We start from the raw sequence: 24,252 nt of genomic DNA, 5'->3' as shown, positions 1-24,252 counted from the left end.
CGGTAGGGCCGGGGTGCTGAATTGCCGACGATTATGCGTCAGTCGCCAGCGGAAATCGCCGCGTGCTCCGGGGCGGGCGCCGGGGCCCAGTGGGCCAGTTCGGTGCGCAGCAGGTCCAGGCCCATCGGGCCCATCTCCAGGGCGTGCCGGTGGAACTGCTTGAGGTCGAACGCGGCGCCGTGGCGCAGGCGGGCGGTTTCCCGGGCCTCCAGCCACACCTTCTCCCCCAGCTTGTAGGCCAGGGCCTGCCCGGGGCGACCCAGGTACCGGTCGATCTCGAAGGTGACGAAGGCCGGCGGGCCCAGCCCCAGGTGTTCGGTGAGGAACTCGCGGCCCAGGCGGGGCGTCCACCGCTCCCGCTCGTGGAAGGCGGTGCCGGCCGGGATCGGCAGCCGCAGGTGCAGCCCGATGTCGAGGACGATGCGTGCGGCGCGCAACTGCTGCGCGGCCAGCAGCCCCAGCCGGTGCGCGGGGTCGGCGAAGTACCCCAGTTCGTCCATCAGCCGCTCGGCGTACAGGCCCCACCCTTCGCAGTGCCCCGGGTGCAGCTCGCAGGACAGCCGCTGGAAGCGGTTGAGGGTCTCGGTGCCGAGGGTGGTCACGCCCAGCTGGAGGTGGTGGCCCGGAACGCCTTCGTGGAACATCGTGCTCGGCACCGTCCACGTCGGGATCGGCGCGCCGGTGTCGGTCAGCGGCCACCACAGCGTCCCGGGACGCGACAGGTCCTCGCTGGGCGCCAGATAGCAGGCGGGTCCGTCGGTGGCGGCGATGCGGCAGTCGATCCGCCGCAGCGGCCCGGGGATCGCGAAATGCCGGCCGTCGAGGTCGGCGATGGCGCCGTCGGCGAGTTCCTGGAGGAAGTGGTGGAACGCCTCGGCGCCCGTCACCTGGTGGCGCGGGTCGCCGTCGAGCCCGGCCAGCACCGCCGGCACCGGTTCGCCGGGTGCGATCCGGGCCGCGGCCTCGGCCATCTCCCGCTGCACCCGGGCCAGTTCGTCCCAGCCCCAGGCGTATGTCTCCGCCAGGTCCAGCCGGGTGCCGCAGAACTCCCGCACGCCCAGCTGGTAGCGGTCCCTTCCCAGCGCGTCCACCGTGGGTGCGTGCGGCGCGAGTTCCCGCGACAGGTACGCCGCGAAGTCGGTCAGCGCCGCGTTCGCCGCCGCCACGGCCTCCTCCACGGCGTCCCGCAGCGCGCCCTCGCCCAGCCCTGCGGGCAGCCCCGCCAGGTACTGCCGCATGTCCCGGCACTCCCGGGCGTTGCGGACCACCTGGCGGTAGGGCGCGACGCGGCCGCCGCGCCGCGCGGCGGCCAGGCTCTCGCGCAGCCCCGCCAGCGTCGCGGGAACGGCCCGCAGCCGGGCCAGCATCGTCTCCCACACGGTGTGGGCGCCCTGGTCCAGCAGGCCCACCGCGTGCCGCACCCGCTGGACGGGCCCGTCGAGGGTGTCCAGCAGCGTGCCGTAGGCGTCGGCGTCGGCCAGCGCCAGCTCGGTGGCGAGCCGCTCACGCAGCACCGTGGCCGCGATCCGCTCGGCCGGTCCCTCGACCGGTGTGTCGTCGACCGCCTTCAGTGTGCGCCGCGCCAGCTCCGTCCGTGCCTGCGCCGCCTGCGGGCTGAAATCGGTGAGCCGCTCCTCCTGCCCGGCGATGCCCATCACCGCGGCCAGACAGGGATCCAGCTCCGCGAGCTCGTCGACGTACCGGTCCGCGAGGTCGTCGAGGGCGGTCATCGGGTACGACTCGCAGACAGCAGCCGGGCTGCGGCCGGGGCCTCGGTCAGCCGCCTGCCGTACAGCCCGATGACCAGGCCGGTGACGATCAGGGCTCCCGCCACCAGCTTGAGCGGCGGCAGCGGCTCGTCGAAGATCAGCACCGAGCCCAGCACGCCGAAGACCGGGACGAGCAGGGACAGCGGCGCGACGGTCGACACCGGGTACTCGCGCAGCAGCCAGTTCCACACGGCGTAGCCCAGCACGGTGTTGGGGTAGGCCTGGAAGAGGATGGACAGGACGGCCGTCCAGCCGATCTGGTCCTGCAGCTCCGCGTAGCCCGTGGTGCCGTTCACGGCCAGGTCCAGCAGGAACAGCGGGATGGGCGAGAACAGGCTGGACCACACCATGAACGCCAGCGTCTCCTTGGGCGCGGCCTTCTTCATGATCACGTTTGCCACGCTCCACGCGACCGCGCCGAACAGCACCAGGGCGACGCCGGCGACGGTCACCGTGCCGTCGGTGACGAACGTGATGGAGAACAGGCCGGTCAGCGCGACCGCGATCCCCAGGTACTGGAACCGCGACAGCGACTCGCGGAACACCACGGCTCCGAGCAGGATCGTCAGGAAGGCGCTGAACTGGAGCAGCAGCGAGGCGATGCCCGACGACAGCCCGGCCTCGATGCCCAGGTTCACCATGCCCCACAGCCCGACGCCGAACACCAGGCCGTAGCCGACGGTGTACTTCCAGGGCACCTGCGGCCGCTTCAGGAAGAACACCGCGGGCAGCGCGCAGAGCGCGAACCTGATGCCGGCCAGGATGAACGGGTCGACGCTCTTCAGCCCGATCTTGATGATCGAGAAGTTCAGGCCCCAGATCGCGGTGACGGCCACTGCGAGCAGGATGTGCTGTTTCTTCATGCCGGGACCTGTTCCGAGGTGAGGGGGGCGGCCGGGCGGGTGCGCACCGAGAGGGAGTCGAACAGGCCGACCATCCAGTCCCGGGTCTCCTCGGGGGTGTCGCCGGAGACGATCCCGGCGAGGACCGTCTCCCCGGCCTGGTAGGTGATGTGGTCGGGCAGCGGTGCGCCGGGGGGCAGTTCGTGCCAGGCGATCACGCGCGGACTGGTCCGGAACTCGGCGGCTCCCCGCAGGCCGTGGAACGTCCGGCCGGCCAGGTGGTGGCCGGGGTGGACGAACCAGCCGTACCGGCGGCGGCCGGCGGGCGGCTGGGGCAGTGTCCCGGCGACGGGCTCGCCGAGCAGGACGCGCAGTTCGTACGAGGGCAGGTGGACGCCGGTGGCCAGTTCGACGGTCGCCACCACGTCGGCTCCCCCGACGCGGTTGCCGACCTCGAGGAAGACCGGTTCGCCTTCGTGGACGATCGCCTCCAGGTGGAAGCTGCCGTCCTCGATACGCACGGCGGCCAGGGCGCGCGAGACCCAGCTGCGCGTCCGCTCGGTCACGGGGATCTGGAACGATCCCATCGGCAGGCCCTGCGCGTACGTCAGGCAGGTGCCCACGTACTGGCTCGCGGTGAGGACCAGGACCTCGCCGCCCTGCACCAGGCCGTCGTAGTGCCGGACGGGTCCGGACACGAACTCCTCGACCTCGAACTCCTCCAGATGGGTGCCGGCGTCGAGGCCGGCGATGCCGGTACGGCCCTCGGTGATCGCCGCGGCGGCCTGGCTCGGGGTGTCGAAGACGAGCACGTCCTCGCTGGAGGCGCCGCGGTGCGGCTTGAGGACGGTGTGTCCGTGCCAGGGCACACGGCCGTCCAGCTGGAGGAAGCGCGGTACGGGCAGGAAGCGGGGCACCCTCAGGCCGGCCTCGTGGACCGCCTGCTTCATCAGGACCTTGTCGCGGGCGAGCGCGACCTGGTCCACGGGTGCGCCCGCGACGCCCAGGTGTTCGCGCAGCCGGGCGGCGTCGAGCAGTTCGTACTCCGACATCGAGATGACGCGGTCGAAGGTGCGGGGCCGCTGCGCCAGCCAGGTGCGGGCCTCCTCGAAGGCCGGGCGCGTGCCCGGGCGGCTCACGCGTTCACAGCGCAGGTCGGGCGGCAGGGTGGCCAGCGCCCGGTCGGTTCCGAAATAGGTGACCTCGTGCCGGTCGTGGTCGATCCCCCGATGGTATTCGATCTTGAAGTAGGGCACGCGGTGCAGGATGAGGATCTTCATCGGGCCTTCCTGACGGGAGCGGGCAGGGCGAGGGCGCGGTCCAGGGCGTGCGACCAGGCCTCGCGCAGCGCGTGGACGACGGTCCGGATGTCGACGCGGTCGCTGCGCAGGACGACGCAGCCCTGCGCCGCGAAGTCCGCGTTGTCGCGGGCGACCGCGTGCAGGTCGCGGCGCTCGGGCGACAGCCAGGAGAACTCCGCGACCGTCAGCTCCGCGCCGGTCAGGCCGAACCGTTCGGCGGTGGCCCGCACGGCGTCGGCGAACGGGTCGGCGCCCGGTGCGACGTCGTCCGGGCGGAACGAGCGGTCGCTGCCGACGCCGAGCATGACCGTCGCCGCCGAGCATCCGGGGACCAGTCGCTGCGCGCCGACCGCCGTGCCGAAGGCCGCGTCGACCCACCGGTGGTGCAGGTCGACGCCGTAGACCCAGCGGGCCAGCGACCAGATCTTCATCCCGGCCGGCCGCCGGTTGGGCTCCACGATCGCGGCACGCAGTCCGTCGTCGCTCAGCTTGATCTCGTTGTGGAACGGCCCGTCCAACTGGCCGACGAGCCAGTTCGCCAGCCGTCCCGCGCGCATGAGCGTCGCACGTTCGTGGTCGTGCACCTGGGCGGGCAGCACCTGCGCGATCTCGACGGGGTACCGGCCGCTCGCGCTGATCTTCTCGGTGACGAACTCCAGCGGGCCCAGCCCGTCGAAGGAGTACTCACGCCGGTAGGGGATCAGCTCCTCGCAGATGACCCCGCCCTCCAGGTAGGGCAGGACCTCGGCGAACGCCGCCGTCAGGTCGTCGCCGGGGCGGACCACGACGACGCCCCGGTTGTTGCCCTCGGCCGCGGGCTTGATGACGAAACCGTCGGGGTGGTTGTACGCGAAGTCGCCGAGCTGGTCGAGCGAGGCGATCTCGGCGAAGGCGGGCACCATGATGCGCTGCGCCGCCAGCAGGTCGTCCACCCGGCCTTCCTGGAGCCGGTAGCGGTACTTGGAGAACGCGCCCTCGGCCAGGTGCGGCGAGTCGGAGGGTACGCCCAGACGCTCCAGCAGCTCCGCCCCGCTGCGCACGGCGTTGTCGGAGAAGACGATGCCCGCCCTGATGCGCTCGCGCCGGTCGCCCAGCAGCTTCTCGCCCATCTGCGCGAAGTCGTCACGCAGCGGATCGAGGTCGATCACCTCGTCGGCGATGGCGTGGTCGGTCTCGGTGGGATTCGCGCGGATGAGGACCACCGTCGCCGAGTGGCGTCGGCGGGCGTGGTCGCCCAGGTGGCGGACCTCGTCGATCCGGCTCAGGTTGTAGTCGACGATGAGGAGGATCGGCCTGGTCATCCGCGCTCCGTCTCGTACACGATCTCGATGGCCCGCCGGGAGGCGGGCAGCAACTCGGGCAGGACCGCGTCGCGGCCGGCTCGGTCCATGCGCCACAGCACCTGGCCGAGGAACACCTCGCGAGCGGTGGACTCCACGACGTCGCCGGGTTCGAGCAGGACGTGGGAGAGGGCCGGCCGGAGGGGGAGGTCGTCGTTCAGCACCACCGCGCCGATCGTGCCGGGGGCGGCGAAGAAGACCCGGAAGAACGTCGCGTGGCGGCTCGGGGTGGTGCCGTCCGCCGCGAACGACAGGCCCTTGAGCCGCTCGCGGAACGCCGCCGGGCGGCGGGCGGCGAGCAGGCAGTCGAGCCAGAGGTCGAGCAGGCCGGGCCCGCCGGTCAGCGCCGCCACGCTGGGCGAGATCAGGCTGCCGCCGACGCGGGGGTTGACCTCGATGAGGTCCCAGCCGGAGGGGGTGTGCCGCGCCTCGATGTGGAAGCAGCCCCAGCCGAGACGCAGGAGGTCCACGACGTCGGCCACCCAGCGCAGCCCGGCGGCGATCTCCTCCTGCGCGAGGCTCGTGGGCGGACTGACGCAGGCGTTCTCCAGCACGGTGTCCGCCGCTTCCGTCACCTCACACTTCTCGTGCACGGCCACCACGTGCGGCTCGCCGTCGACGGCGATCACCTCGAAGCTGAACTCCCGGCCGGGTACGTAGTCCTCGATGAGGAAGTCGACGCCCATGCCCCCGCCGTCGTGGGCGCGCTCCTCCCGGCCGGCGCCGGTGTCCGGGGCCGGGCGGGCCTCGGGGTGCGCGGGGCCGGCGGGGTCCGGGGCGGTGGTGAAGGCGTCGGCGTAGACCGTGTCGCGGCGGGCCTCGGCTGCGATCCGTTCCAGGTCGGCCCAGGTCACCTCGGGAGTGAGCGGGAACGTGCCGAACGAGGCGATGCCGCTGACCGGCTTCACGAAGTAGCGGCCGGGTGCGCCGCGGCGTTCGGCCAGTGTCCGCGGGGTGAGCGCCACCGCCCGGCCCCGGCTGAGGCCGGCGTCGGCGAGGCGGTTGCGCAGTGTCAGCTTGTCGCGCAGTTCGAGGACCTGTTTGTCCTCCAGGTCCGGTACTCCCAGCCGGGCGTTGGCCAGCGCCATCAGGTGCCGGTAGCCCTCCCAGACGGTGAGGCAGCACTGCACCTCCGCGCCCGCGGCCTGAAGACGGTCGAGGTAGTCCTCGACGTCGTCCGCCGTCAGCACGTGGCCGGCGGTCGTCCGGACGTCGTCGGCGAGGCCGGCCAGCTCGGCGGGCCTTGATCCCTGGTGCGCCGGCTCCGGCAGCGAGCTGAGCACATAGGTCTCCAGCCCGCGCGCCGTGACCGCGCCGACCAGGTCCTCCATGAACGAGAACCCGACATGGCTGAGCAGCAGCACTCCCCTGGCGTTTTCCATGCTCAATCCGGCCTCCTCACCGGGCAGGCGGGGGCGCGGCGCAGAGCCGCGCTGCGCCCCCGCCGGGGACAGGGGGTTTAGGCCGGCTGCTTGTCGGCCTTGGCGAGGGTGTCCTGGTAGAGCTCCTCGAAGTACTGCGCCAGGATCCTCTGGTGCTCGCGCAGGTACCGCTTGAAGGCGGCGATGTCGTCCTCGCTGCGCAGGAGGTGGCGGACGGCCGCCCACACCTCGCCGGGGTGGTCGTCGTTGATGTCGGTGTGGGAGTGGTTGATCTGGCCGCCGATGTTGCCCTCGCCGACCGACTCCTTCAGCGCCTTGAGCTTCTTGGGCTCCAGCTTCACGTTGACGTACTCGACGAGGTAGGAGTACGCCACCACGCCGAGGGGGCCCTCGTGGTCCAGCAGGTAGGAGAAGTAGCCGGTCAGCAGCTTGGTCGAGAGGTAGGGCTCGGTGGCCAGGAACTGTTCGCGGGTCACGCCCACCTTCTCCAGGTCGGCGATGAACAGTTCGTCGTGGAGCATTTCCTCCTGTTCGTAGTTGGCCCACACCTGCGCGGCCTCGGGGCTGCGCTTGGCGATCTCCGCCAGTGCCTTGGCCTCGGCCACGCGCAGCAGCCGGATCCGCCAGGCGGTCTCGATCAGGTTCCGCTTGTAGTACTCGGAGTCGACGTTCTCGCCCTCCAGGTGCGCGGCCTCGGGGACGTTCGCGTACCACTCGAGGACCTGCTGGTCGAGCTGCTGGTCGATCTCCGCGCGCAGTCGGGCCGAGGCGGTCGCGCTGAGGAACGGGGTGCGCTCCCCGTAGCCGACGTTGGTCACACGGTTGGGCATGGTTGACCTTTCTCGTGGACGCTCACACCTTGGGGTGCGGGCGGTTTGTCAGATGTCGTCGGCGACGCGGACGGTCGCGTCGCCCCGCAGCCGGCACTGGCAGGCCAGGCGGTGCGAGCCGCCGGTCCGGCCGAGGTCTTCGAGGAAGTCGAGTTCGTCGTCGTCGGGTTCGCCGAGGCCTTCCAGGCCCTCCAGCACCTCGATGACGCACGCGCCGCACGAGCCGGAGCGGCATCCGAAGGGGATGAGCCGCTGCGAGGTCTCGTACTCGACTTCGGTCAGGGCGCTCCCGGCGGGCAGGAGGATTTCGGTGCCCGCGGGAAGGATCGTCAGTTTCTTCAGGGTCATGACAGCAGCGCAGCCTCGCGGTCGGTGGAGTGCTCGGGTGCGAGGCGGGCGCCGGGGCGCAGCTCGACCGCCGCGTGGTTCACCGCGGTCGCCGCCTCGCCGAAGCCCACCGACAGAAGCGGGACGCGACCCTCGTAGCAGCAGATGTCGCCGACCGCGTACACGCCCGGCAGGTTCGTCCGCATCGCCCTGTCGACCGCGATCTGGCGGTTGGCCAGCCGGAGTCCCCAGTCGGCGATCGGCCCCAGCTGGGTGATGAACCCCAGGGCGGCGACGAGGGCCTGGGCCGGCAGGGTCCGTTCCTCTTCGCCGGCGCGCACCCGCACCTCCTCCAGGCGGTCCGCGCCGTGACAGGCCGTCACCTGCGCGTCGGTCAGCACGCGGACACCCGTGGTGTACAGCTGCCGGACACTGTGCTCGTGTGCGCGGAAGGCCGAACGCCGGTGGACGACGGTGACGGACCGGGCGATCGGCACGAGGGCGAGAGCCCAGTCGACCGCGCTGTCACCGCCTCCGACGACCACCACGTCCCGGCCCCGGTGCTCCTCCAGACGCGGCACGTGGTAGGCCACCCCGCGCCCCAGGTACGGCTCCAGGCAGGGCAGCGTGCGCGGGACCGGGCGGCCCAGGCCGGCCGCGATGACGACGGCTCCGGCACGCACCCGCGCGCCGTCCTCCAGCCCGATCACCCAGCCCGCCGGCTCCCCGGGCGCCAGGGAGACGACCGTCCGGCCGAGCAGGTAGCGCGGAGCGAACGGCGTGACCTGCGCGACCTGCTCGACCAGGTTGTCGACCAGTTCCCGGCCGCGTACGGCCACATGACCGGCGACGTCGTGAATCTTCTTTTCCGGGTACAGGGCCGCTATCTGGCCGCCCGGCTCCGGCAGGCAGTCGACGATCACACTGGAAAGCCCCCTGAACCCAGCGCAGTAGGCGGCGTACAGGCCGGCCGGGCCGGCCCCGACGACGGCCACGTCCACGCTCGTCTCCGCGCCGGACCACGTCGTCTCCACTCGATCCCCCGCTCGATTCATCCTGAACTCCAGGCTCTGTGCGGCGTTCGGTCGAACAGCTCGGCTATCTCGATAAATGTCGCGGCCGGTCACCCGGTCGGGAGACCGAGAATTGCCCATTGATGCCGCCCGGCGTCTTTCACGCCGATACATAAACACCACAGCGAAATCCGCGTCCGGTCAAGGGCGCTCATCACCGAGTGCCATTTCATCATTCACGGACCTGATCGCGTCGTCAAGAAAAGGAGCCCGGAATTCCGTCCGCCCATATACGCAGGACGGAAAAGAGGGTGGGACGCGAATGGGAGTGCAAGAAAGAAGACGGAAAGGGGAAGCGAGCGGGTCTCACACGGCACCGGCCGCGGGTCCGCACGTGCTGCCCGGCCCGGGCGTGCGGGGGACGGGGCCCTCGCCGCCGCGGCGGTCATCGCGCCCTCGACCGGGCGCGTCGCAGCCGCGAGCCCTCCTCCCGGGCACGCTGCGGGGCTCGGTCGCGTCACCGCGGTCCGGTTCGGGGTACTGGTGCGGTGCCCGCACCGCGGGCGGGGGCGAAGTCCGCCGGGACGCTTGGGACGCTCGGTCTCCGGGTGAGCGCTACTCCGCGCCCGCGTCACCGGCCGTCCGGTCGAGCGCACTGGCGAAGTGCTGCCACTGCCGGGCGTAGGAGTGGGCGAGGTCCGCGACCGCGACGGCGCAGTGCGGCGGCACCGCCGCCATCAGCCGCCGCCCCGCCTCCAGGTCGGGTGCGCGCTCGTTCAGCCAGCGCAGCAGCGCGCGCCCCGACTGGGTGAACCTCAGTGACGGGTCCTTCGCCAGGGTCTCGATGACGGACTGCGCGCGCGCATGGGGCGTCCCCCGGGTGCCCTCCGCCGGCCCGGTGGTGCCCGTACGCCTGCCGGCCCCGGCCTCGCGCACGGCACCCCGCCGCGGCGGCACGAGGTCCTGCCCGCCACGCCGTACCCGCTGCCGTATCTCGCACGCGGTGCTGACCGACACCCCCGCGCTGTCGGCGATGTCCTGGAGCGTGGCGTCCGGGTTCTCGGCGAGGAACGCGCGGGCCGTTTCCCGGCGCCGCGCCGCATCCAGCGGGCGGGAACGGCCGTCCGCGCCGACCCGGACCTTCGAGTGAGGAAGTTCCTCACTCGAAGCGCGCCGGACGGCACCGACGGTCTTCGGCGACAGCCTGGTGATGCGCGCGATCGCGCGGTCCGACAGATGGGGGTGCGAGGCGAGGATCCGCTCGGCCGCGGCCTTGCGGTCCGCGAGCGTCAGCGGCAGGCCGTGCAGGACGTTGGCCGCCACGGAGTGGAGGAAGATCTCGCTGGCCGGCCCGTCCAGGTAACGGACCGCGATCAACTCCTCCCCCCGCAGTGTGGCGGCCTGGAGGCGATGCATCCCGTCGACCACGCGCCGGGTCTCCCGGTGCACCAGGATCGGCTCGATGTCACCCTGCGCGAGAACCTTCACGTGATCCCGGCTGGTCCCGCCCAGACGGGGCGAGTCGGCGGCGACCAGGGAGGCGATCGGCACCCAGTGGACGTCGGCACACCGACTCTTCGTCACGGGCTCCGGGATCCGGACCGTTGTCTCCAACCGGTCCGTCAGACGCGTGCGAGGCGAGGTGGTGGAAAGGTTGGAAGGCACCGAGATCTGCTTTCTGTCAGGTCTTCTGAACGTGGGTGTTGCCGGCGTCCAGGAGCGCGCCGTCGGCTGCGACCAGCGCGATCTGCGGCACCGGAACGCCGTGATCGTCCACAAGGGTCGAGTGGGTCTCGCCCGGCGCGAAGGCGTGGCGCTCCCCCCACTGCCGCAGGGCGAGGATCACCGGGAACAGATCACGCCCGACATCGGTGAGCACATACTCCCGGCGACGGCCGGACGGTGCGGTGCGCTGGGCGAGGAACCCCTGAGCGGTCAGCTTCCGCAGCCGGTCGGAGAGAATGTTGCGGGCAATACCGGTACGCCGCTGGAATTCGGTGAACGATCGCGCTCCGTCCATCGCGTCCCGGACCACGAGAAGACTCCACCGGTCACCGACGAGATCCAGCGTGCGGGCGACAGGGCAGTCGGGATCGGTCCAGTCAGGATGGGGGCCGGGCGTGCTGACGCGCGACATGACACCTCCCAATAAGTTGCGGAACGAAACCATCATGCCGTACCGGCAAAATGATCGCGATCCGCTACCCGCGGGAAGAAGCCACGGCCCGCTCCGGCGAGCACGCACGGGCGGCGACCGCGGGGGGCACGGGACATCGGGCGAGCGCGGCCGCCCCGAGCGGTGACGTGTCCGAGGCGGCCGGCGAGCGGAGCGCCGGCGGCGCGCACCGGGCAGCGGAAAGGTTCTCGGCGAACACCCCCGGCGCCGGCTCAAGCAACAGTGCCATCGGGACCGTCCCTCCCACACGACGTGGCCGCCTGTCCCCCGGTCCGTACGCGAACGGCCCCGCCGCCGGTGACCGGGGGATGCACCGACGACGAGACCGAGCCAAGCATAAATAGCGCTATTTATGTACGGCGGGAGGGCAGGTGCACCGCGACTTTGCCAAGTCCGGCGGTGCCAACCCCCTCAAAAGCCGCACGCTGCCGTCTTCGAGACGGTTACCCCGGTCCGACGCGCGGACACCTCATGGGCGGCGAAGCGCCGCGCGCCGGACCGGGGAGCAGTCACCGGGCCTGTCCGGCCCGGTCGGCGTCCGCGGCGTCCTCGGCGTCTTCGGCGTCCTCGCGTGCCGGAGGCGCAACCGCGTCCCGCGGGCGGAGGCCGGCGCCCTCGGGGACGCGCCGCCTGTCGAGTGCCCAGACGACCAGTCCGCAGGCCGCGAACGCCGCGCCCAGCACACTGGAGCCCGTCCACCCCCAGGCGCTGAAGACCGCGGTGGTCGCGGCCGCGCCGAGGGCGGAGCCGAGCGAGTAGAACACCATGTAGCTGCCGATGACACCGCTGATGCGGTCCGGGTGCGCGGTGGTGAGCAGGTGCTGGTTGCTCACGTGCACGGCCTGGACCGCGAAGTCGAGCAGCACGATCCCGATGGCGAGGAGCCACAGCGACCACGGCAGCTGTCCGATCACCGCCCAGGAGAGGATGAGCAGGCCGAGCGCCGCACCGGTGACCGGGACCGCCCGTCCCGCATCCGCCCAGCGCCCCGCGCGCGCCGCACCGAGCGCGCCGGCGAGTCCGGCGATGCCGAACAGGCCGATCTGGCTTTCGCTCAGCTGCCACGGGTCGTCCGCCAGCGGCAGGGACACCCCGCTCCACAGCGTCCCGAAGGAGGCGAACAGGAAGAACGCGATGAGCCCGCGCGTCAGGAAGAGACGCTGCCCGAACAACTGGCCGACGGACGCCACGGCCCGCCCGTACCCGGTGGGCCGCCCCGGACGCTCCTCCGACGGCAGGACCGCCAGGACCAGGAGTGCGAGGCCCAGCGACAGCACCGCGAGCACGGCGTACACGCTGCGCCAGCCCCACACCTCGGCGAGCGTGCCGGTCGCCACCCGTGCGCCGAGGATGCCGACCACCACCCCCGAGGTCACCACGCCGATGTTCCGGCCGCGTTCGTCGGGGAGCGAGACCGATGCCGCGTACGCCACCGTGGTCTGCACCACCACCGCGAACACGCCGGCCGCGGCCAGCCCCGCGAACGCGACCCACGCGGCCGACGCCAAGGCCGTCATGAGCATTCCCGCCGCGGTGACCGCCAGGTGCACCGCGATCAGCCGGCGCCGGTCGACCACGTCACCGAGCGGCACCAGCAGCAACAGCCCCGCCAAGTACCCGAACTGGCCCGTGGCGACGATCCAGCCGGTGAACTGGGCCGAGAGACCCAGATCGTGACCCATCGGCTCCAGAACCGGCTGCGCGGCGTAAATGCTCGCCACCGCCACACCGCACACCACCGCCAGCAGCAACCGCCGCCACGCGTCCATACACGCAACCCCAATCGGTAGCACTTTGAAACCGATTCGACCGTACGGCACGACGGTTTCACTCCGCAACCCACTGCGGCTCGGGCCGGGGCGAGCCCCGCACCGTGATCCGCCATCCGGCTGGCCACTGCGCACCGGCACCGGCTCCTTCTCGGCCGTTTCACAGCACTGAACTTGCCAAAGTCGCCGCACAGGCACCTCCGGCCCGCCAAACATAAATAGCGCTCTCTATGCTTGTCCCGGTCTCGCCGCCCGGGAATCCCCCGTCACGGGCGGCGGGACCGTCCACGCATCGACCGGGGACAGCGGCCACGGCGCCCAGCGACCGGGAGCGGCGGCCGCGTGGTGTGGGAGGGGACAGTCGCAATGGCACTGCTGTGCGAGCCGGCGCCGAGAGCGCTGACCGAAGCCGGCCCGGCCGCCCGGCTCGGACCGTTCGTCGAGACGGTCTTCGCCTGTCTGCCACGGGCGGACCAGCGCAAGTGGGCCGAGCTCTACATCAGGGCACTACTGCTCACACCGGGCAAGAAATCCCTGCGACGCCTGGCCCAATCCGTCACCGATTCCCCCACGGCGCCCCAGGCCATCCACCAGTTCGTCAACGCCAGCCCGTGGGACTGGCTCGCCGCACGCCAAGCCCTGCTGCGCTGGACGGAAGACCTGCCCCGGACACCGGCCGCCTGGACACTGGCGCCCGCGTTCATTCCCAAACGCGGCACCCAATCCGCCGGGGTCCACCGCAGATTCCATCCCGCACGCGGCCGGATCACGAACTGCCAGCTCGGCATCGCCCTGCTCGCCCACAGTCCCCACGGCCCGCTGCCCGTCGACTGGCACTTACACATTCCGCCGGAATGGGCGAGCGATTCACCGCTGCGCAGGAAGGCCCGCATCCCCGACGAAGCCTGCGGGCCCCTGTGGGCCCAGGCCGCCCAGCTCCTGCACCGGGCCGCCGCCTGGTCCGCCCACCGGCGGATCCCGGTCACCGCCGAGCTGTCGTGGCTGCCGGGCCACGAGCCCTTCCTCGCCCACCTCACCCACCGCGGACAGCCCTTCCTGGTGGAAGTGCCCGACACCACACGCGTCAGGCCCGCGGCACCCCTGACAGCCCACACCCGCACCGTCCTCGTCCGGGACCTCATGGCGAGCCACGGCACCGCCGACGTGGAGAAGCGACAACACCTGCTCACCTGGACGGTCACGCTGCCCGGTCATGCGCCGGAGCACGCCCCGCTACGTCTGCTCGCCCAGCACCGGTCCGAGGGCGCACCCCGCACCTGGCTGACGAACCTCGACGACCGCCCCCTGCCCGACCTGCTCCCCCTGATGCAGCAACCGCGGCAGGCGACGGCCGTCATCGACAGCCTCGGCGAGGACTACGGTCTGCTGGACTTCGAGGGCCGGTCCTTCCCCGGCTGGCACCACCACACCACACTCCTGTCCGCCGCCTACACCTACGCGCGCACCCACGGCCGGCCGCGCTGACGAACTCGGCCCCCGTTCGTGCGCCGGGGCCGGCGCGGCACGGTGCGGCCGGACCGGGGGGTGTTCGGACGGGGCACCCCCGGAACGAGCTCAGCACCTCGCCACGGCCAGGCCGCCCAGCACGACGTCCCACACCTCGGCGAAGTCACATGCCGTCGCCACACCCAGAGCCTCGGCACTCCGCGCCTCGGCCACGGCCCCCTGCACCACATGCATCACGAGGCGTACGGCAGCGGCCGGCCGCACCTCCGGAACGAGTTCACCGGTGGTCGAGGCTCCCTCCAGCAGCCGCAGGACCTCCCCGCGGAAGACGCCGGGCCAGCCGGAGTCGACACGCCCCTCCTCGACCAGGCGGGCGGCGGCCCGCGTGAGCACGCTGTTGCGCAGCGACCTCACCACCTCGAGCACGAAGGCGGAGAGGTCGCACAGGGGCCGGCCGGTACCGGAGCCGGCCGAGCGGATGCGTTGCAGTTCGCCGACGCCCTCCTCCACCACCGCCGATGCCAGTGCCGCCTTGGAGCGGAAGTGGAAGGTGAGGGCTCCGAGCGTGACGCCTGCCTCGGCGCAGACGGCTTTGAGTGTCGTACCCTCGTAGCCGTGCTGGTCGAAGTGGCGTGCTGCGGCCAGGACGAGGGTCGCCCGGGTTCGTGCGGCTCGTTCCGTTTTGTTCATGACGGGGCCTTCGAGGATCGCGACGACAGGTCAGGGCACCGGCCGACCCCTGCGCGATGGGATGCTCACGAGGCCGGTCGGGTCGCATCAGGCTCCGGTCAGGGGCCGGGCCGGATGAGCAAGCGCTGCCGACGAGCCCCGCCCGCCGCGGAACACGTGCCACCGCGGGACCGAACGGGTCCTTCCCCTTCCGCTACCCGCACTCGGCCGCCGTTCGCCATGACCTGGCCAGTCAGGTCCCTCACCTACCCTCCCCAGCTTCGACCGCCGTGGCCGCGGGCGACGAGGGCCCGCGGCGGCAGTTCGGCAAGCGGTCCGACCATACGGTGAGCATCGGACGACGAGCATGGGAACGGGAGGATCCCAAAACGTTCTTGGCAAGTCCGTTGGCAGCCCGGTCGTGGCAGGTCCGGGGTGCCGTACGGCTATCGGGCGGTCCACCCCCCGTCGGCCGGGATGACCGCGCCCGTGGTGAACGACGAACGGTCCGAACAGAGCCAGGCAGCCGTCTGGGCGATCTCGACGGGGTCCGCCAGACGCTGCTGGATGGCACGCTCCGTGAACGGCTTCAGCAGCGAGGGGGTGTCGGACAGCACCTGTTCCATCAGCTCGGTCCGGGTACTGCCGACGGCGATCGCGTTGACGCGGATGTGCTGCTGGACGTACTCGTCGGCCGCGGCCCGGCTCAGACCGATGACGGCGTGCTTGGCGGCTATGTACGGGGCGGAGCTGCCGGTCGCGCGCACACCGGCCACGCTGGAGGTGTTCACGATGGAGCCGCCGCCGTGTTCGAGCATCACGGCTATCTGTGCCCGCATCGCGTTCCACACGCCCCGGGCGTTGACGTCCATGATGCGGTCGTACTCGTCGTCGCCCATCAAGTGCATGGGCGTTCCGGTGGAGGTCCACCCGGCGTTGTTGAAAGCGGCGTCGAGGCTGCCGAACGTCTCCAGTGCCGTCCGTACGGCCGCGTGCATGTCCTCGGCGCGGGTGACGTCGGCCACCACGGCGGTGGCCTGCCCGCCTGCCGCGACGATCCTGTCCACGACTTCCAGCAGCCGGTCCTTGCGGCGGGCGGTCAGCACCACGCGGGCCTCCTCCTGGGCGAAGAGCTCCGCCGCCGCCGCTCCGATGCCGCTGCTCGCTCCGGTGATGATGACTGTCTTGCCGTGCAGCAGGCCCCGCGCGGGCATGTGTCTCCTCGACGTGGACATCGCACCTCCCACATAACGCTTGCTCCCGTGTACGTGACCGGAAGATCGTCACGTCGGGACGGTCCGGCGTGCAAGCCGCGCAGGCAGGGCCGGCCGACCTGCCGGGAGCCGGCCGGCCGGCGAGCCGGGCGCCGCGGCCACTGGGCCGCGGGGGTCGCGCGCGGGTCCCGCGCCCGCCGCACCCCCGCTCGCCTCAGGCGAAGCGGTCGATGTGACCGGCCGCCCACTGGGCGAAGGTGGTCGCCGGCCTTCCGGTGAGCCGCTCCACCGTGTCCGTGGTCTGTGCCTTGGCGCCGGCCTCCTGCCGCTCCGCGCCGGCGAGCAGCGCGTCGGCCATCGCCGGCGAGTACCGCCGGGCCCAACGCGCGTGTGCCTCCTGAGGGGAGAGCTCCCGGCAGACGAGGGGGCGTCCCAGCAGTTCGGAGAGGACGGCGGACTGTTCGTGGGCGGAGAGCGACTGCGGGCCGGTGAGCTGATGGGACCGGAAGTGGTGCTCGGGATCGCCCAGGACGCGGGCGGACGCCTGCGCGACGTCCTCCGGTGCGACGCACGCGTTGCGGCTGTGCGCGTGCAGCGCGCACGTGACACCGCTGCTCCGGATGCTCGGCGCCCAGGCCAGCGCGTGCGACATGAACGAGCGTGGCTGGATCATGGTCCACGGGATCCCGCTCGATCTGATGAGCTCCTCGCTGCCGCGCTGCCACTCGGTGATGAGATCGTGCGCCGCGTCGTCGTGCACCGCCGCCGCGGACAGTTTGACGATGTGCCCCACCGACACCTCGACAGCTGCCCGCACGATGTTCCGGTCGTGTTCGGGGCGGGTGGGCTGGTTCGTCACGACGAAGAGGGCGTCGGCGCCACGGAACGCCCGTACGAGGCTGGCGGGATCGTCGTAGTCGCAGGCGACGTGTTCCACGCCGGGACGTCGCAGGTCCGCTCGGGTCGTGCGGCTGGTCAGGGTGAGGCGGTGGTGGGGTGCGAGGTGCCGGACCATCAGGGGGGTGATCTGTCCGGTGGCCCCGGTGAGGACGATCTTCCGGCTGGGCGCTGCCTGCCCGGTCATGACGCGGGCACGCGCTCGGGACTGATGCGGATGTCGGGTACCACCGACTCGGCGGCGACGCTGGGCAGGAGCAGCTCCCACATGTCGCAGACGCGTTCCATGAGGTCGGCGCGGTTGGTGGCGAGCTGGGAGTAGACCTGCATGCCCGTACAGGCGCCGACGATGAAACGGGCCAGCTGATCTGGGCTGACGGCCTCCCGGAGTTCACCGTCGGACCGGGCCACGTCGAGGTGGCTTCGCATGAGCGCCCGCCATTCCTCGAAGGAGGAGGCGTCGTTCATGCCGTGACTGCCCTGTTCGACGGCCAGACGGACTCCGGCGCGCAGGATCGGGTCGCGCTTCATGCGGTCCGCCCACACCAGGGTGATGTCCACCAGCCGCTGCAACCCCGTGGAGTTCAGGTGGGGTTCTATCGTCGTCGGCTGCGCGTTCATCAGCGCTTCGGCAAGACCCTGCTTCGACCCGAAGTGGAAGTAGAGCGCGCCAAGGGTGAGCCCCGCCCGTTCCACGATCTGGGTCACTGCCGCCTTCTCGTAGCCGGTCTCGTCGAAGACCTCGGCTGCGGCCAGCAGGATCCTCTGTCGCGTCCGGGCGGCTCGCTCCGCCTTGACAGTTGACACTCGCAATCACTCCTCGACAGACATAGAGAACGTCCTTTATGTTAGCCACACCGCTGCAAACGAGCCATCCATTCAGGGGGAAAGGGCTGGCATGTCCCACTCTCACGCTCGCGGACACGACCGACCGCAGCTCATACCGAAAGTGCCTCAGGAACTCGTGCACAAGCACGCGTCGGACGAGGTACTGCTCACCGACTGGACCACCCACGGCGACGACCGGCACACCGTCCGCGCCCACTGGCCCCGCTTCCACAGCTTCTACTGGCCCCGCAACCGGCGCTTCGACCCCTTGCTGTTCGTCGAAACGGTCCGCCAGACGTTTCCGCTGCTGTCCCACGTCGCCTACGGCGTGCCCCACGGCAGCCACCTGGTCTGGGACGACTTCGCCTTCGAGATCGAGCCGTCGGCCATGCAGGTCCCCCAGGCCCCGGCCGACGTCGTCCTGGAGATCACCTGCACGGACGTCCGGACCCGCAGGGGCTGCCTCGTCTCGATGTCCATGCACGCGGACGTCCGCGTGAACGGACAGTACGTCGGGAACGCCGGCACCCGCTTCACCAACCACTCCCCCGCCGTCTACCGCCGGTTGCGGGGCACACACGACCTGGCCGGATTACGCGACCGGGTGTTACCCCTGCCGCCCGCCCTGCCGCCCGCCACGGTCGGACACTGCCTGCCGGAGAACGTCGTCCTCGCCGCCACCGAACGCGCCGACCGGTGGCAGCTGCGGGCCGACCTGGACCACGGCATCCTCTTCGACCACCCTGTCGATCACGCTCCCGGCATGCTCCTGCTGGAAGCCCTGCGCCAGGCCGCCCACGCGAACCGCCCCGACGCCCACAGCATGGTGACCGCGATGTCCGTCTCCTTCACAGGCTGGGTGGAACTGGACGCCCCGACCTGGGTCACCGTCGAGCCCCTCTCCCCCGACGTGCTCAAAGCCGTCATAGCGCAGGACCACGGAGTCTGCCTGACCGGCGAGGTCACCATCAAGAGCGTGCCGCCCCCGACGGCGGAAACCGGCCTCCCGTGCCTCGACCCCTCATGCCTTCTCGACACCCCCCACGCGCCTGCCCGGGCGCACCGTGAATCCGCGGGCCTCGTCAGCCGGCCGCCGACAGCCGGTTGCCCGGTCGGCTGATTCCGCCCCGGCCCCGCGAACCCGCGCCCCGCGCCGGCATCCCGGCGCGGGTTTCGCGGTGACGGGGCCGACCAGGGGCTGTCGTCGCGTGCCCAGTCGCGCGCTGCCGGTACGGCGCGGACGCCCAGGCGCTTCGACGGCCCGCCCGAGCGCGGGCAAGGGCCTGCGGCCGTCCGCCGTGCGCACGAAGCCCCTCCCGGGCCTCGTCCGATCCGGCCAGCGCCAGCGACTCCAGGACCTCACACGCTCGGGCACACGCCTCCTCGTCCCCCGCCGGCTGGTCCACGACCGGCGTGGGGGACAACTCCAGGTCCCGGACCAGCCGCGCCAGGTACAGGGACCGGTGGTCGGTCCCGTCCCACCGCCAGTCGCGGCGGATGCCGTCGTACACGTGGGCGGCGGATCCTCGCGGGTCCCGCAGCGCTCGTACCGCGCCCAGGCCACGCCCCCGTTGCAGCAGGCCCTCGACGGTATCGGGGTGGGCGTATGCCATCTCGTACTCTTCGCTCATCACCCGGAACACTGCCCGACACGGGCACCGGCCCGCCACGCGGTATCGGCAGGGTGCCACCGGGAAGGTACTCCGGGCCGGACACGGCCGCGCGTCGGCCCCGCCTCCTGGCCGGCCCTCGGGCACACCGGGATGCCGGAGGGCCCACCCCGGGAGGCGAGCCGGCCCGTCGTGGGGCCGGCCCGGGCACCGGTCACGCGTCGGCGGGCCGCACGCCGAACCACTGCTCCGCGCCGTACTCCTCGTACCGCTCGACTTCGGTGAAGCCGAGCTTCGACGCCAGACGGAGCGCACGGCCGTTGGCGGTCCGGGTGCAGAGCACCACCGGCTCACCGGGAAGCACGCCGGCGCACCAGTCGAGTGCCGCCGCGCACGCCTCGGCGGCGTACCCGCGCCCCCACGCCTGCGGCAGGAACAGGTAACCGAGCTCGATCTCGCCCCCGTCCGGACGGAGGTGACCTGGGCGCTGCGCGTCGCGCCGGACGAAGGTGACCATGCCGATCATCGCTCCGCCGAGATCGACCACGAAAACGCCGGGACGCCGGCCGGGTACCTCGGGTACCGCAGACCGGATTTCGTCACGCGGCCGAGCGCCACCGATGTAGGTGCCCACCTCCGGCGACGCGAACAGCTCGATGAACGCCGGGCGGTCCCGGGCCTCGGACTCGCGCAGCACGAGCCGTTCGGTCGTGATCGGTGCGGGTGGCCAGGTGACGTCTCCGAGCTCGGCCGTCACGGGCGCCTCCGCTCGCGTCCCCAGGCGGCCAGCGGCTGGAGTGCGTCGTTGAGGCGCGCGCCGTCCTCGGTCAGCGAGTACTCGACGCGGGGCGGCACCTCGTCGTAGGAGACGCGGTGGACGACGCCGTCCGCTTCCATCTCGCGCAGGTGCGAGGCCAGCACCTTCTCGGTGATCCCCGGGAGCAGTCGGCGCAGTTCCCCGAAGCGGCGGCAGGGGTGCTCGTGCAGTGCCCAGAGGATCAGCACCTTCCACTTGCCGCCGATCACCTCCATCGCGGTGTCGATGCCGCAGACGTGTCCGTCCGGTGCGCCCGGACGGTTCAGCGTCGTCATGCCCGCCCCCTTCCGACGTGCTTGCTCACCCGCGGGTAACCACCCACTCCGAAGTGCGTACTTGATCACCGCCAGGCCTGCGACCAGCCTAACCGCCATGACACACAACCCTGTTGAGAAGACCCCCGTCACGCTGCTGGGCCTGGGCGGGATGGGCACCGCGCTGGCCCGTGCCTGGCTGGCCGCCGGCCATCCGCTCACCGTCTGGAACCGCACCCCGGCCCGCGCCGCTGCGCTCGCCGCCGAGGGCGCGCACGTCGCGCACAGCGCCGCCGAAGCGGTCGCGGCCAACACCCTCGTCGTGGTCTGCCTGCTGGACGATGCCTCGGTCGGTGAGGTGCTGACCGGTACGGACCTGGCCGACAGGGACGTGGTCAACCTGACCACCGGCACCCCCGCCCAGGCCCGCGCCCGCGCCGCGTGGGCCCTGGACCGCGGCGCCCGCTACCTGGACGGCGGGATCATGGCCGTCCCCGGGATGATCGGCGTCCCCGAGGCCGGCGGCTACGTCTTCTACAGCGGCTCGCCAGAGCTGTTCGAACGGCACCGGACGACGCTGGGCGTCCCGGCGGGAACCACCTACGTCGGCGAGGACGCGGGCTTCGCGGCCCTGCACGACGTGGCCCTGCTCAGCGCCATGTACGGGATGTTCGCCGGAGCCGCGCACGCCTTCGCTCTCGTCCGCAGGGAAGACATCGACCCCGTCGCGTTCGCTCCGCTGCTCGCCGACTGGCTCGTCGCGATGGCGCCGGCGGTCCACCAGACCGCCGACCACCTGCGGACCGGTGACTACACCACGGATGTCGCCTCCCCTCTCGCCATGCAGGTGGCCGGCACACCGACCTTTCTGAGCACCGCCGCGGAGCAGGGCGTCAGCCCGGAACTGCTCAGCCCGTACTTCGCGTTGATGCGCCGTCGTCTGGCGGAGGGCGGCGGCGACGAGGACCTGACCGGTGTGGTCGATCTGCTGGTGCGCTGACCGAGCGGTCGACGGCCGGGCCGGTGCGTTGCCGCGCCGGCCCGGCCGTCAGTGGATCACCGTCAGGCGGTGGTGCGGAACGGTCCGGTCACCTCGTAGGTGATGCCGCCGGAGGAACTGCCGGTGGTGCCGCGCTGGCTGGAGAAGTACAGCCGCCTGCCGTCGGGGGAGAACGCCGGGCCGGTGATCTCCGAGCTGGACTGGCCGGTGACCCTCAGGAAGGGAGCGACGATGTCGTCGGGAGTGATGATGCAGATCTCCATGTTGCCGCCGTCCTCGGCGACGAACAGGTCCCCCGAACGGCTGCCCGTGATGTTGTCGACGCCGGTCAGCGGTGCGGTGCCGTTGGTGACCAGGCTGTCGTCGTAGGCGAGTTCGTAGGTGTTGTCGAGCAGGTTGAGCTGCCAGACGCGGTTGTCGCCCTTGGTGGTGAACCAGACGGTGTCGTTCGCGTAGTGGCAGCCCTCGCCGCCGTTGAAGAGTTTGGCGGCGGAGACCTGGTCGCGGGTGGCGGTGGGTGAACCGTCCGGATCGGGCACGTTCGTCCAGCTGAAGGAGCCGGAGGTCGCGGTGCCGGCGACCAGTACCTGGAGGGTGCCGGAGGACAGGTTGCCCCAGGTGCCGGGCACGAACCGGTAGAAGCAGCCGTCCGGCTCGTCCTCGGTCAGGTAGACGACCTTGCGCACCGGGTCGGCGGCGGCCGCTTCGTGCTTGAACTGGCCCATCGCGGAACGGCGGACCGCGGCGTTCACACCCCACGGGTCCGTCTCGTAGACGTAGCCGCCGCTCACTTCCTCGCAGGACAGCCAGGTGTTCCACGGAGTGGCGCCGCCCGCGCAGTTGTTGCGGGTGTTGGACAGCACGCGGTAGGCGCCCGTGATGGAACCCGAGGAGTTGAACTTGACGGCTCCCACGCCGCCACCAGTGGACACCTCGGAGTTGGAGACGTAGATCCAGCCCGTGCCGTCGGCGAAGCACGCGCCGCCGTCGGGGGCGTTGTGCCAGGTGTACGAGGTGCCGGTGACGGTCTGGCCGGAGCGGGCGATGACTCTGCTGGTGAAGCCACTGGGCAGCATGATTCCGTTGGCGTCGGCGGCCAGCAGGCCACCGTAGGGGCTGACGCCGTTCTGCGCCGGGGCCGCGTAGGCGGCGCCACGCATGAGGGTGCCGCCGAAGACGGCGGCCGAGGTGCCCAGCACGGCACCACGCAGGAAGTTGCGACGTTCCACAGCTACTCCTTCAGCCTGGACAGGGTGAACGGTGACTTGTCGAGCGCCGCCGACTGGTCAACGGGACCCTAGGGCTTGGCCGGAGGGGCGGTAAGCCGCCTCCGGACCAACTTCTCCTGGCCGACTGGTGAGTAGAATTGACGCAGAAAAGACGTCTCTGCGGCGAAATGAACGAACGGCGAACATTCGCGGATCCAGCGGACTGCCGGACGCCGTTGACTACGCGCCGGCCCCCATGGGCCGTGCGCTCCGCGCGCCCTGCTCCGCTCGCGCGGGCGGTGCGGCCGCCGGAAGGTACCGGGCGGCCTCGGCGGCGGAGTGGGAAGAGGCGAAGGTGAAGGCGCGCGGGGAGGGCCCGTGCGCCCGCAGGTGCGCCAGCCGCTCCAGGGCCTCGCCGACGGTCGGGAGGTGGCCGGCGGGGACCCACCAGAGCACCAGGTGCGCCTCGACGTGCCGCTCGAACCATTCGCGGCGCCGCCGCATCGCCTCGAGGTGCCCACTGCGGTAGGTGAAGTCCCACAGGGCTTCCCGGGTCTGCCACACCGTCAGGTTGACGATGACGTCGTCGCCCGCCGGGCGCAGGCCGGTGGCGTCGGCCGTCCCCTCCTCCACGAGCCGCCACACGAAGCCGGGCGCGCCGTCGGCGGCGGAGTTGACCGGGTCGAGCATGTCGACGAACGGCGCCATGCGCGGGTCGTCGAGAGGGTGGCGCAGCGTGGCGACGTTGAGCTGGGCGAGATGGGCGGCGTGCGCGGACGTGGTCATGCCTCATCCCAGCACGGCCCTCATTTCTATGTCAACCAGAATTGTTTTTAGAAGCCTCGATCACCACGCAGCACTCCCCCGGCCGGGCGTCCATGCGGGCGCGGACCGGGCCGTCCGTGCCGAACAGCCCTTCCAGCAGCGCGAGGTTCATGCCGCAGACGAGCGGCGGGAAGCGTTCGGCGACGGCGTGGAAGGGGCAGTTGCGCATGCGGACGGCCCGCGCGGCCGTCCCGCTCGCCCCCTCACCGGCCTCCAGGTACGGTTCGTAGCCGCGGGCGGCCAGCATCCGCGCCGCCTCTTCCAGATCCGGGCAGGGCGCCGCGGCGCCGCGCAGGACCTCGCCCCGGCGGCGTGCCGCCGCGCAGAGCCCGGCGTCCAGCCCGGCCTCCTCGGCCGCCTCGGCGAGCAGTTCGGCGGCCGTGCGATAGTCCCTGGCGGGCAGTGACACCGCCCGCTCCGCCCGTGCCCGCGTGTACACCTTGGCCGGGCGGCCCGCACCCGGCCCCGAGCGGCCCGTCAGGCGACGGCTGCCGCTGTCCAGCAGCCCGGCCTGCGCGAGCTTGTCCAGATGGTGTGCGGCGAGCGTGCGGGCGACCCCGGTCGCCTCCGCGGCCTCGTTGCGGCCGACCTCGCGGCCCTGCCCCACCACGTACTCGTACAGGCGGCGGCGCACCGGGTCCTGCAGCGCCGCGATCGCGTCGATGTCCTCCATCAGGCCATTCTAGGAACAACCCGGATTGTATTTAGAGGACC

At 71.7% G+C, this 24,252-nt stretch carries 24 protein-coding genes; 3 read left to right on the top strand and 21 right to left on the bottom strand.

Going from position 1 to position 24,252, the window contains the following annotated elements; genetic code table 11:
* Positions 1-38: 38 nt before the first annotated feature.
* The 11 genes from ABZ576_RS11700 to ABZ576_RS11650 all read right to left on the bottom strand — a co-directional run bounded on the left by ABZ576_RS11700 (position 39) and on the right by ABZ576_RS11650 (position 12,749).
* Entirely contained in the window at positions 39-1,730 is a 1,692-nt protein-coding gene (locus ABZ576_RS11700; RefSeq protein WP_360739032.1) for a DUF885 domain-containing protein, read from the bottom strand.
* Positions 1,727-2,632 (bottom strand): EamA family transporter, encoded by a 906-nt coding sequence (locus tag ABZ576_RS11695; protein ID WP_360739031.1) that lies wholly within the window; start codon positions 2,630-2,632, stop codon positions 1,727-1,729. Before ABZ576_RS11695 ends, ABZ576_RS11700 begins: the two co-directional genes overlap by 4 nt.
* Entirely contained in the window at positions 2,629-3,891 is a 1,263-nt protein-coding gene (locus ABZ576_RS11690) for an ATP-grasp domain-containing protein (protein WP_360739028.1), read from the bottom strand. Before ABZ576_RS11690 ends, ABZ576_RS11695 begins: the two co-directional genes overlap by 4 nt.
* Entirely contained in the window at positions 3,888-5,213 is a 1,326-nt protein-coding gene (locus ABZ576_RS11685) for a biotin carboxylase (RefSeq protein ID WP_360739025.1), read from the bottom strand. Before ABZ576_RS11685 ends, ABZ576_RS11690 begins: the two co-directional genes overlap by 4 nt.
* Positions 5,210-6,634 (bottom strand): ATP-grasp domain-containing protein, encoded by a 1,425-nt coding sequence (locus tag ABZ576_RS11680; protein ID WP_360739023.1) that lies wholly within the window; start codon positions 6,632-6,634, stop codon positions 5,210-5,212. Before ABZ576_RS11680 ends, ABZ576_RS11685 begins: the two co-directional genes overlap by 4 nt.
* Positions 6,635-6,711: 77 nt before the next feature.
* Positions 6,712-7,464: an iron-containing redox enzyme family protein gene (locus ABZ576_RS11675; protein ID WP_360739020.1), complete on the bottom strand. Its 753-nt coding sequence runs from the start codon at positions 7,462-7,464 to the stop codon at positions 6,712-6,714.
* Between the two features lie 48 nt (positions 7,465-7,512).
* Positions 7,513-7,812 (bottom strand): 2Fe-2S iron-sulfur cluster-binding protein, encoded by a 300-nt coding sequence (locus ABZ576_RS11670; RefSeq protein WP_360739017.1) that lies wholly within the window; start codon positions 7,810-7,812, stop codon positions 7,513-7,515.
* The gene (locus tag ABZ576_RS11665) at positions 7,809-8,825 is read right to left on the bottom strand and encodes an NAD(P)/FAD-dependent oxidoreductase (protein WP_360739015.1); all 1,017 of its coding nucleotides are present in this window, start codon (positions 8,823-8,825) and stop codon (positions 7,809-7,811) included. The genes ABZ576_RS11670 and ABZ576_RS11665 overlap by 4 nt, the downstream gene beginning before the upstream one ends.
* 594 nt (positions 8,826-9,419) lie before the next feature.
* Positions 9,420-10,388 carry a ParB/RepB/Spo0J family partition protein gene (locus tag ABZ576_RS11660; RefSeq protein ID WP_360739013.1) on the bottom strand — a complete coding sequence of 323 codons (969 nt, stop codon included), beginning with the start codon at positions 10,386-10,388 and terminating at the stop codon, positions 9,420-9,422.
* A gap of 97 nt (positions 10,389-10,485) precedes the next feature.
* Positions 10,486-10,941: a helix-turn-helix domain-containing protein gene (locus tag ABZ576_RS11655; protein ID WP_360739010.1), complete on the bottom strand. Its 456-nt coding sequence runs from the start codon at positions 10,939-10,941 to the stop codon at positions 10,486-10,488.
* Between the two features lie 548 nt (positions 10,942-11,489).
* Positions 11,490-12,749, bottom strand: coding sequence for an MFS transporter (locus ABZ576_RS11650; protein ID WP_360739005.1), 1,260 nt, complete (start codon positions 12,747-12,749; stop codon positions 11,490-11,492).
* Positions 12,750-13,115: 366 nt separating this feature from the next.
* Between ABZ576_RS11650 and ABZ576_RS11645 the strand changes: the two genes are divergently transcribed.
* Positions 13,116-14,234 (top strand): transposase, encoded by a 1,119-nt coding sequence (locus ABZ576_RS11645; protein ID WP_360739002.1) that lies wholly within the window; start codon positions 13,116-13,118, stop codon positions 14,232-14,234.
* 90 nt (positions 14,235-14,324) lie between these two features.
* On the opposite strand, the gene ABZ576_RS11640 is transcribed toward ABZ576_RS11645, so the two are convergent.
* The 4 genes from ABZ576_RS11640 to ABZ576_RS11625 all read right to left on the bottom strand — a co-directional run bounded on the left by ABZ576_RS11640 (position 14,325) and on the right by ABZ576_RS11625 (position 17,803).
* A complete protein-coding gene (locus ABZ576_RS11640; RefSeq protein WP_360738999.1) occupies positions 14,325-14,906 on the bottom strand; it encodes a TetR/AcrR family transcriptional regulator in 582 nt (193 codons plus the stop codon).
* A gap of 425 nt (positions 14,907-15,331) precedes the next feature.
* Complete coding sequence (locus ABZ576_RS11635) at positions 15,332-16,099, bottom strand: glucose 1-dehydrogenase (protein WP_360738997.1); 768 nt, start codon at positions 16,097-16,099, stop codon at positions 15,332-15,334.
* Positions 16,100-16,313: 214 nt separating this feature from the next.
* Positions 16,314-17,183 carry an NAD(P)H-binding protein gene (locus ABZ576_RS11630; protein WP_360738994.1) on the bottom strand — a complete coding sequence of 290 codons (870 nt, stop codon included), beginning with the start codon at positions 17,181-17,183 and terminating at the stop codon, positions 16,314-16,316.
* Positions 17,180-17,803 (bottom strand): ScbR family autoregulator-binding transcription factor, encoded by a 624-nt coding sequence (locus ABZ576_RS11625; RefSeq protein ID WP_360738991.1) that lies wholly within the window; start codon positions 17,801-17,803, stop codon positions 17,180-17,182. Before ABZ576_RS11625 ends, ABZ576_RS11630 begins: the two co-directional genes overlap by 4 nt.
* A 91-nt stretch (positions 17,804-17,894) precedes the next feature.
* Here ABZ576_RS11625 and ABZ576_RS11620 point away from each other — a divergent pair, with 91 nt between their 5' ends.
* Complete coding sequence (locus tag ABZ576_RS11620) at positions 17,895-18,944, top strand: ScbA/BarX family gamma-butyrolactone biosynthesis protein (protein WP_360738988.1); 1,050 nt, start codon at positions 17,895-17,897, stop codon at positions 18,942-18,944.
* Here ABZ576_RS11620 and ABZ576_RS11615 read toward each other — a convergent pair.
* The 3 genes from ABZ576_RS11615 to ABZ576_RS11605 all read right to left on the bottom strand — a co-directional run bounded on the left by ABZ576_RS11615 (position 18,907) and on the right by ABZ576_RS11605 (position 20,526).
* The gene (locus ABZ576_RS11615; protein WP_360738986.1) at positions 18,907-19,455 is read right to left on the bottom strand and encodes a hypothetical protein; all 549 of its coding nucleotides are present in this window, start codon (positions 19,453-19,455) and stop codon (positions 18,907-18,909) included. The two genes, ABZ576_RS11620 and ABZ576_RS11615, sit on opposite strands and share 38 nt — an antisense overlap.
* Before the next feature lie 193 nt (positions 19,456-19,648).
* Entirely contained in the window at positions 19,649-20,191 is a 543-nt protein-coding gene (locus tag ABZ576_RS11610; RefSeq protein ID WP_360738984.1) for a GNAT family N-acetyltransferase, read from the bottom strand.
* Positions 20,188-20,526, bottom strand: coding sequence for a helix-turn-helix domain-containing protein (locus tag ABZ576_RS11605; protein WP_360738981.1), 339 nt, complete (start codon positions 20,524-20,526; stop codon positions 20,188-20,190). The genes ABZ576_RS11610 and ABZ576_RS11605 overlap by 4 nt, the downstream gene beginning before the upstream one ends.
* A gap of 97 nt (positions 20,527-20,623) precedes the next feature.
* Here ABZ576_RS11605 and ABZ576_RS11600 point away from each other — a divergent pair, with 97 nt between their 5' ends.
* A complete protein-coding gene (locus ABZ576_RS11600; RefSeq protein ID WP_360738978.1) occupies positions 20,624-21,505 on the top strand; it encodes an NAD(P)-binding domain-containing protein in 882 nt (293 codons plus the stop codon).
* Between the two features lie 62 nt (positions 21,506-21,567).
* Here ABZ576_RS11600 and ABZ576_RS11595 read toward each other — a convergent pair whose 3' ends face one another.
* The 3 genes from ABZ576_RS11595 to ABZ576_RS11585 all read right to left on the bottom strand — a co-directional run bounded on the left by ABZ576_RS11595 (position 21,568) and on the right by ABZ576_RS11585 (position 24,211).
* On the bottom strand, positions 21,568-22,734 hold the full coding sequence (locus ABZ576_RS11595; protein ID WP_360738976.1) for an alkaline phosphatase PhoX: 1,167 nt from the start codon (positions 22,732-22,734) through the stop codon (positions 21,568-21,570).
* A 219-nt stretch (positions 22,735-22,953) separates the two neighbouring features.
* Positions 22,954-23,499, bottom strand: a complete 546-nt coding sequence (locus ABZ576_RS11590) for a DUF3291 domain-containing protein (RefSeq protein ID WP_360738973.1) — start codon at positions 23,497-23,499, stop codon at positions 22,954-22,956.
* A 31-nt stretch (positions 23,500-23,530) separates the two neighbouring features.
* Positions 23,531-24,211 carry a transcriptional regulator gene (locus ABZ576_RS11585; protein WP_360738971.1) on the bottom strand — a complete coding sequence of 227 codons (681 nt, stop codon included), beginning with the start codon at positions 24,209-24,211 and terminating at the stop codon, positions 23,531-23,533.
* Positions 24,212-24,252: the final 41 nt, after the last annotated feature.

It is taken from the genome of Streptomyces sp. NPDC013455, assembly GCF_040632975.1.
GTDB lineage: Bacteria > Actinomycetota > Actinomycetes > Streptomycetales > Streptomycetaceae > Streptomyces.
This window is presented reverse-complemented; position numbering and strand designations above follow the sequence as displayed.

Coding starts and splice junctions, on each gene's coding strand:
- ABZ576_RS11700 (WP_360739032.1), bottom strand. CDS start 1,730: ATGACCGCCCTCGACGACCTCGCGGACCGGTACGTCGACGAGCTCGCG.
- ABZ576_RS11695 (WP_360739031.1), bottom strand. CDS start 2,632: ATGAAGAAACAGCACATCCTGCTCGCAGTGGCCGTCACCGCGATCTGG.
- ABZ576_RS11690 (WP_360739028.1), bottom strand. CDS start 3,891: ATGAAGATCCTCATCCTGCACCGCGTGCCCTACTTCAAGATCGAATAC.
- ABZ576_RS11685 (WP_360739025.1), bottom strand. CDS start 5,213: ATGACCAGGCCGATCCTCCTCATCGTCGACTACAACCTGAGCCGGATC.
- ABZ576_RS11680 (WP_360739023.1), bottom strand. CDS start 6,634: ATGGAAAACGCCAGGGGAGTGCTGCTGCTCAGCCATGTCGGGTTCTCG.
- ABZ576_RS11675 (WP_360739020.1), bottom strand. CDS start 7,464: ATGCCCAACCGTGTGACCAACGTCGGCTACGGGGAGCGCACCCCGTTC.
- ABZ576_RS11670 (WP_360739017.1), bottom strand. CDS start 7,812: ATGACCCTGAAGAAACTGACGATCCTTCCCGCGGGCACCGAAATCCTC.
- ABZ576_RS11655 (WP_360739010.1), bottom strand. CDS start 10,941: ATGTCGCGCGTCAGCACGCCCGGCCCCCATCCTGACTGGACCGATCCC.
- ABZ576_RS11650 (WP_360739005.1), bottom strand. CDS start 12,749: ATGGACGCGTGGCGGCGGTTGCTGCTGGCGGTGGTGTGCGGTGTGGCG.
- ABZ576_RS11645 (WP_360739002.1), top strand. CDS start 13,116: ATGGCACTGCTGTGCGAGCCGGCGCCGAGAGCGCTGACCGAAGCCGGC.
- ABZ576_RS11640 (WP_360738999.1), bottom strand. CDS start 14,906: ATGAACAAAACGGAACGAGCCGCACGAACCCGGGCGACCCTCGTCCTG.
- ABZ576_RS11635 (WP_360738997.1), bottom strand. CDS start 16,099: ATGCCCGCGCGGGGCCTGCTGCACGGCAAGACAGTCATCATCACCGGA.
- ABZ576_RS11630 (WP_360738994.1), bottom strand. CDS start 17,183: ATGACCGGGCAGGCAGCGCCCAGCCGGAAGATCGTCCTCACCGGGGCC.
- ABZ576_RS11620 (WP_360738988.1), top strand. CDS start 17,895: ATGTCCCACTCTCACGCTCGCGGACACGACCGACCGCAGCTCATACCG.
- ABZ576_RS11615 (WP_360738986.1), bottom strand. CDS start 19,455: ATGAGCGAAGAGTACGAGATGGCATACGCCCACCCCGATACCGTCGAG.
- ABZ576_RS11605 (WP_360738981.1), bottom strand. CDS start 20,526: ATGACGACGCTGAACCGTCCGGGCGCACCGGACGGACACGTCTGCGGC.
- ABZ576_RS11600 (WP_360738978.1), top strand. CDS start 20,624: ATGACACACAACCCTGTTGAGAAGACCCCCGTCACGCTGCTGGGCCTG.
- ABZ576_RS11590 (WP_360738973.1), bottom strand. CDS start 23,499: ATGACCACGTCCGCGCACGCCGCCCATCTCGCCCAGCTCAACGTCGCC.
- ABZ576_RS11585 (WP_360738971.1), bottom strand. CDS start 24,211: ATGGAGGACATCGACGCGATCGCGGCGCTGCAGGACCCGGTGCGCCGC.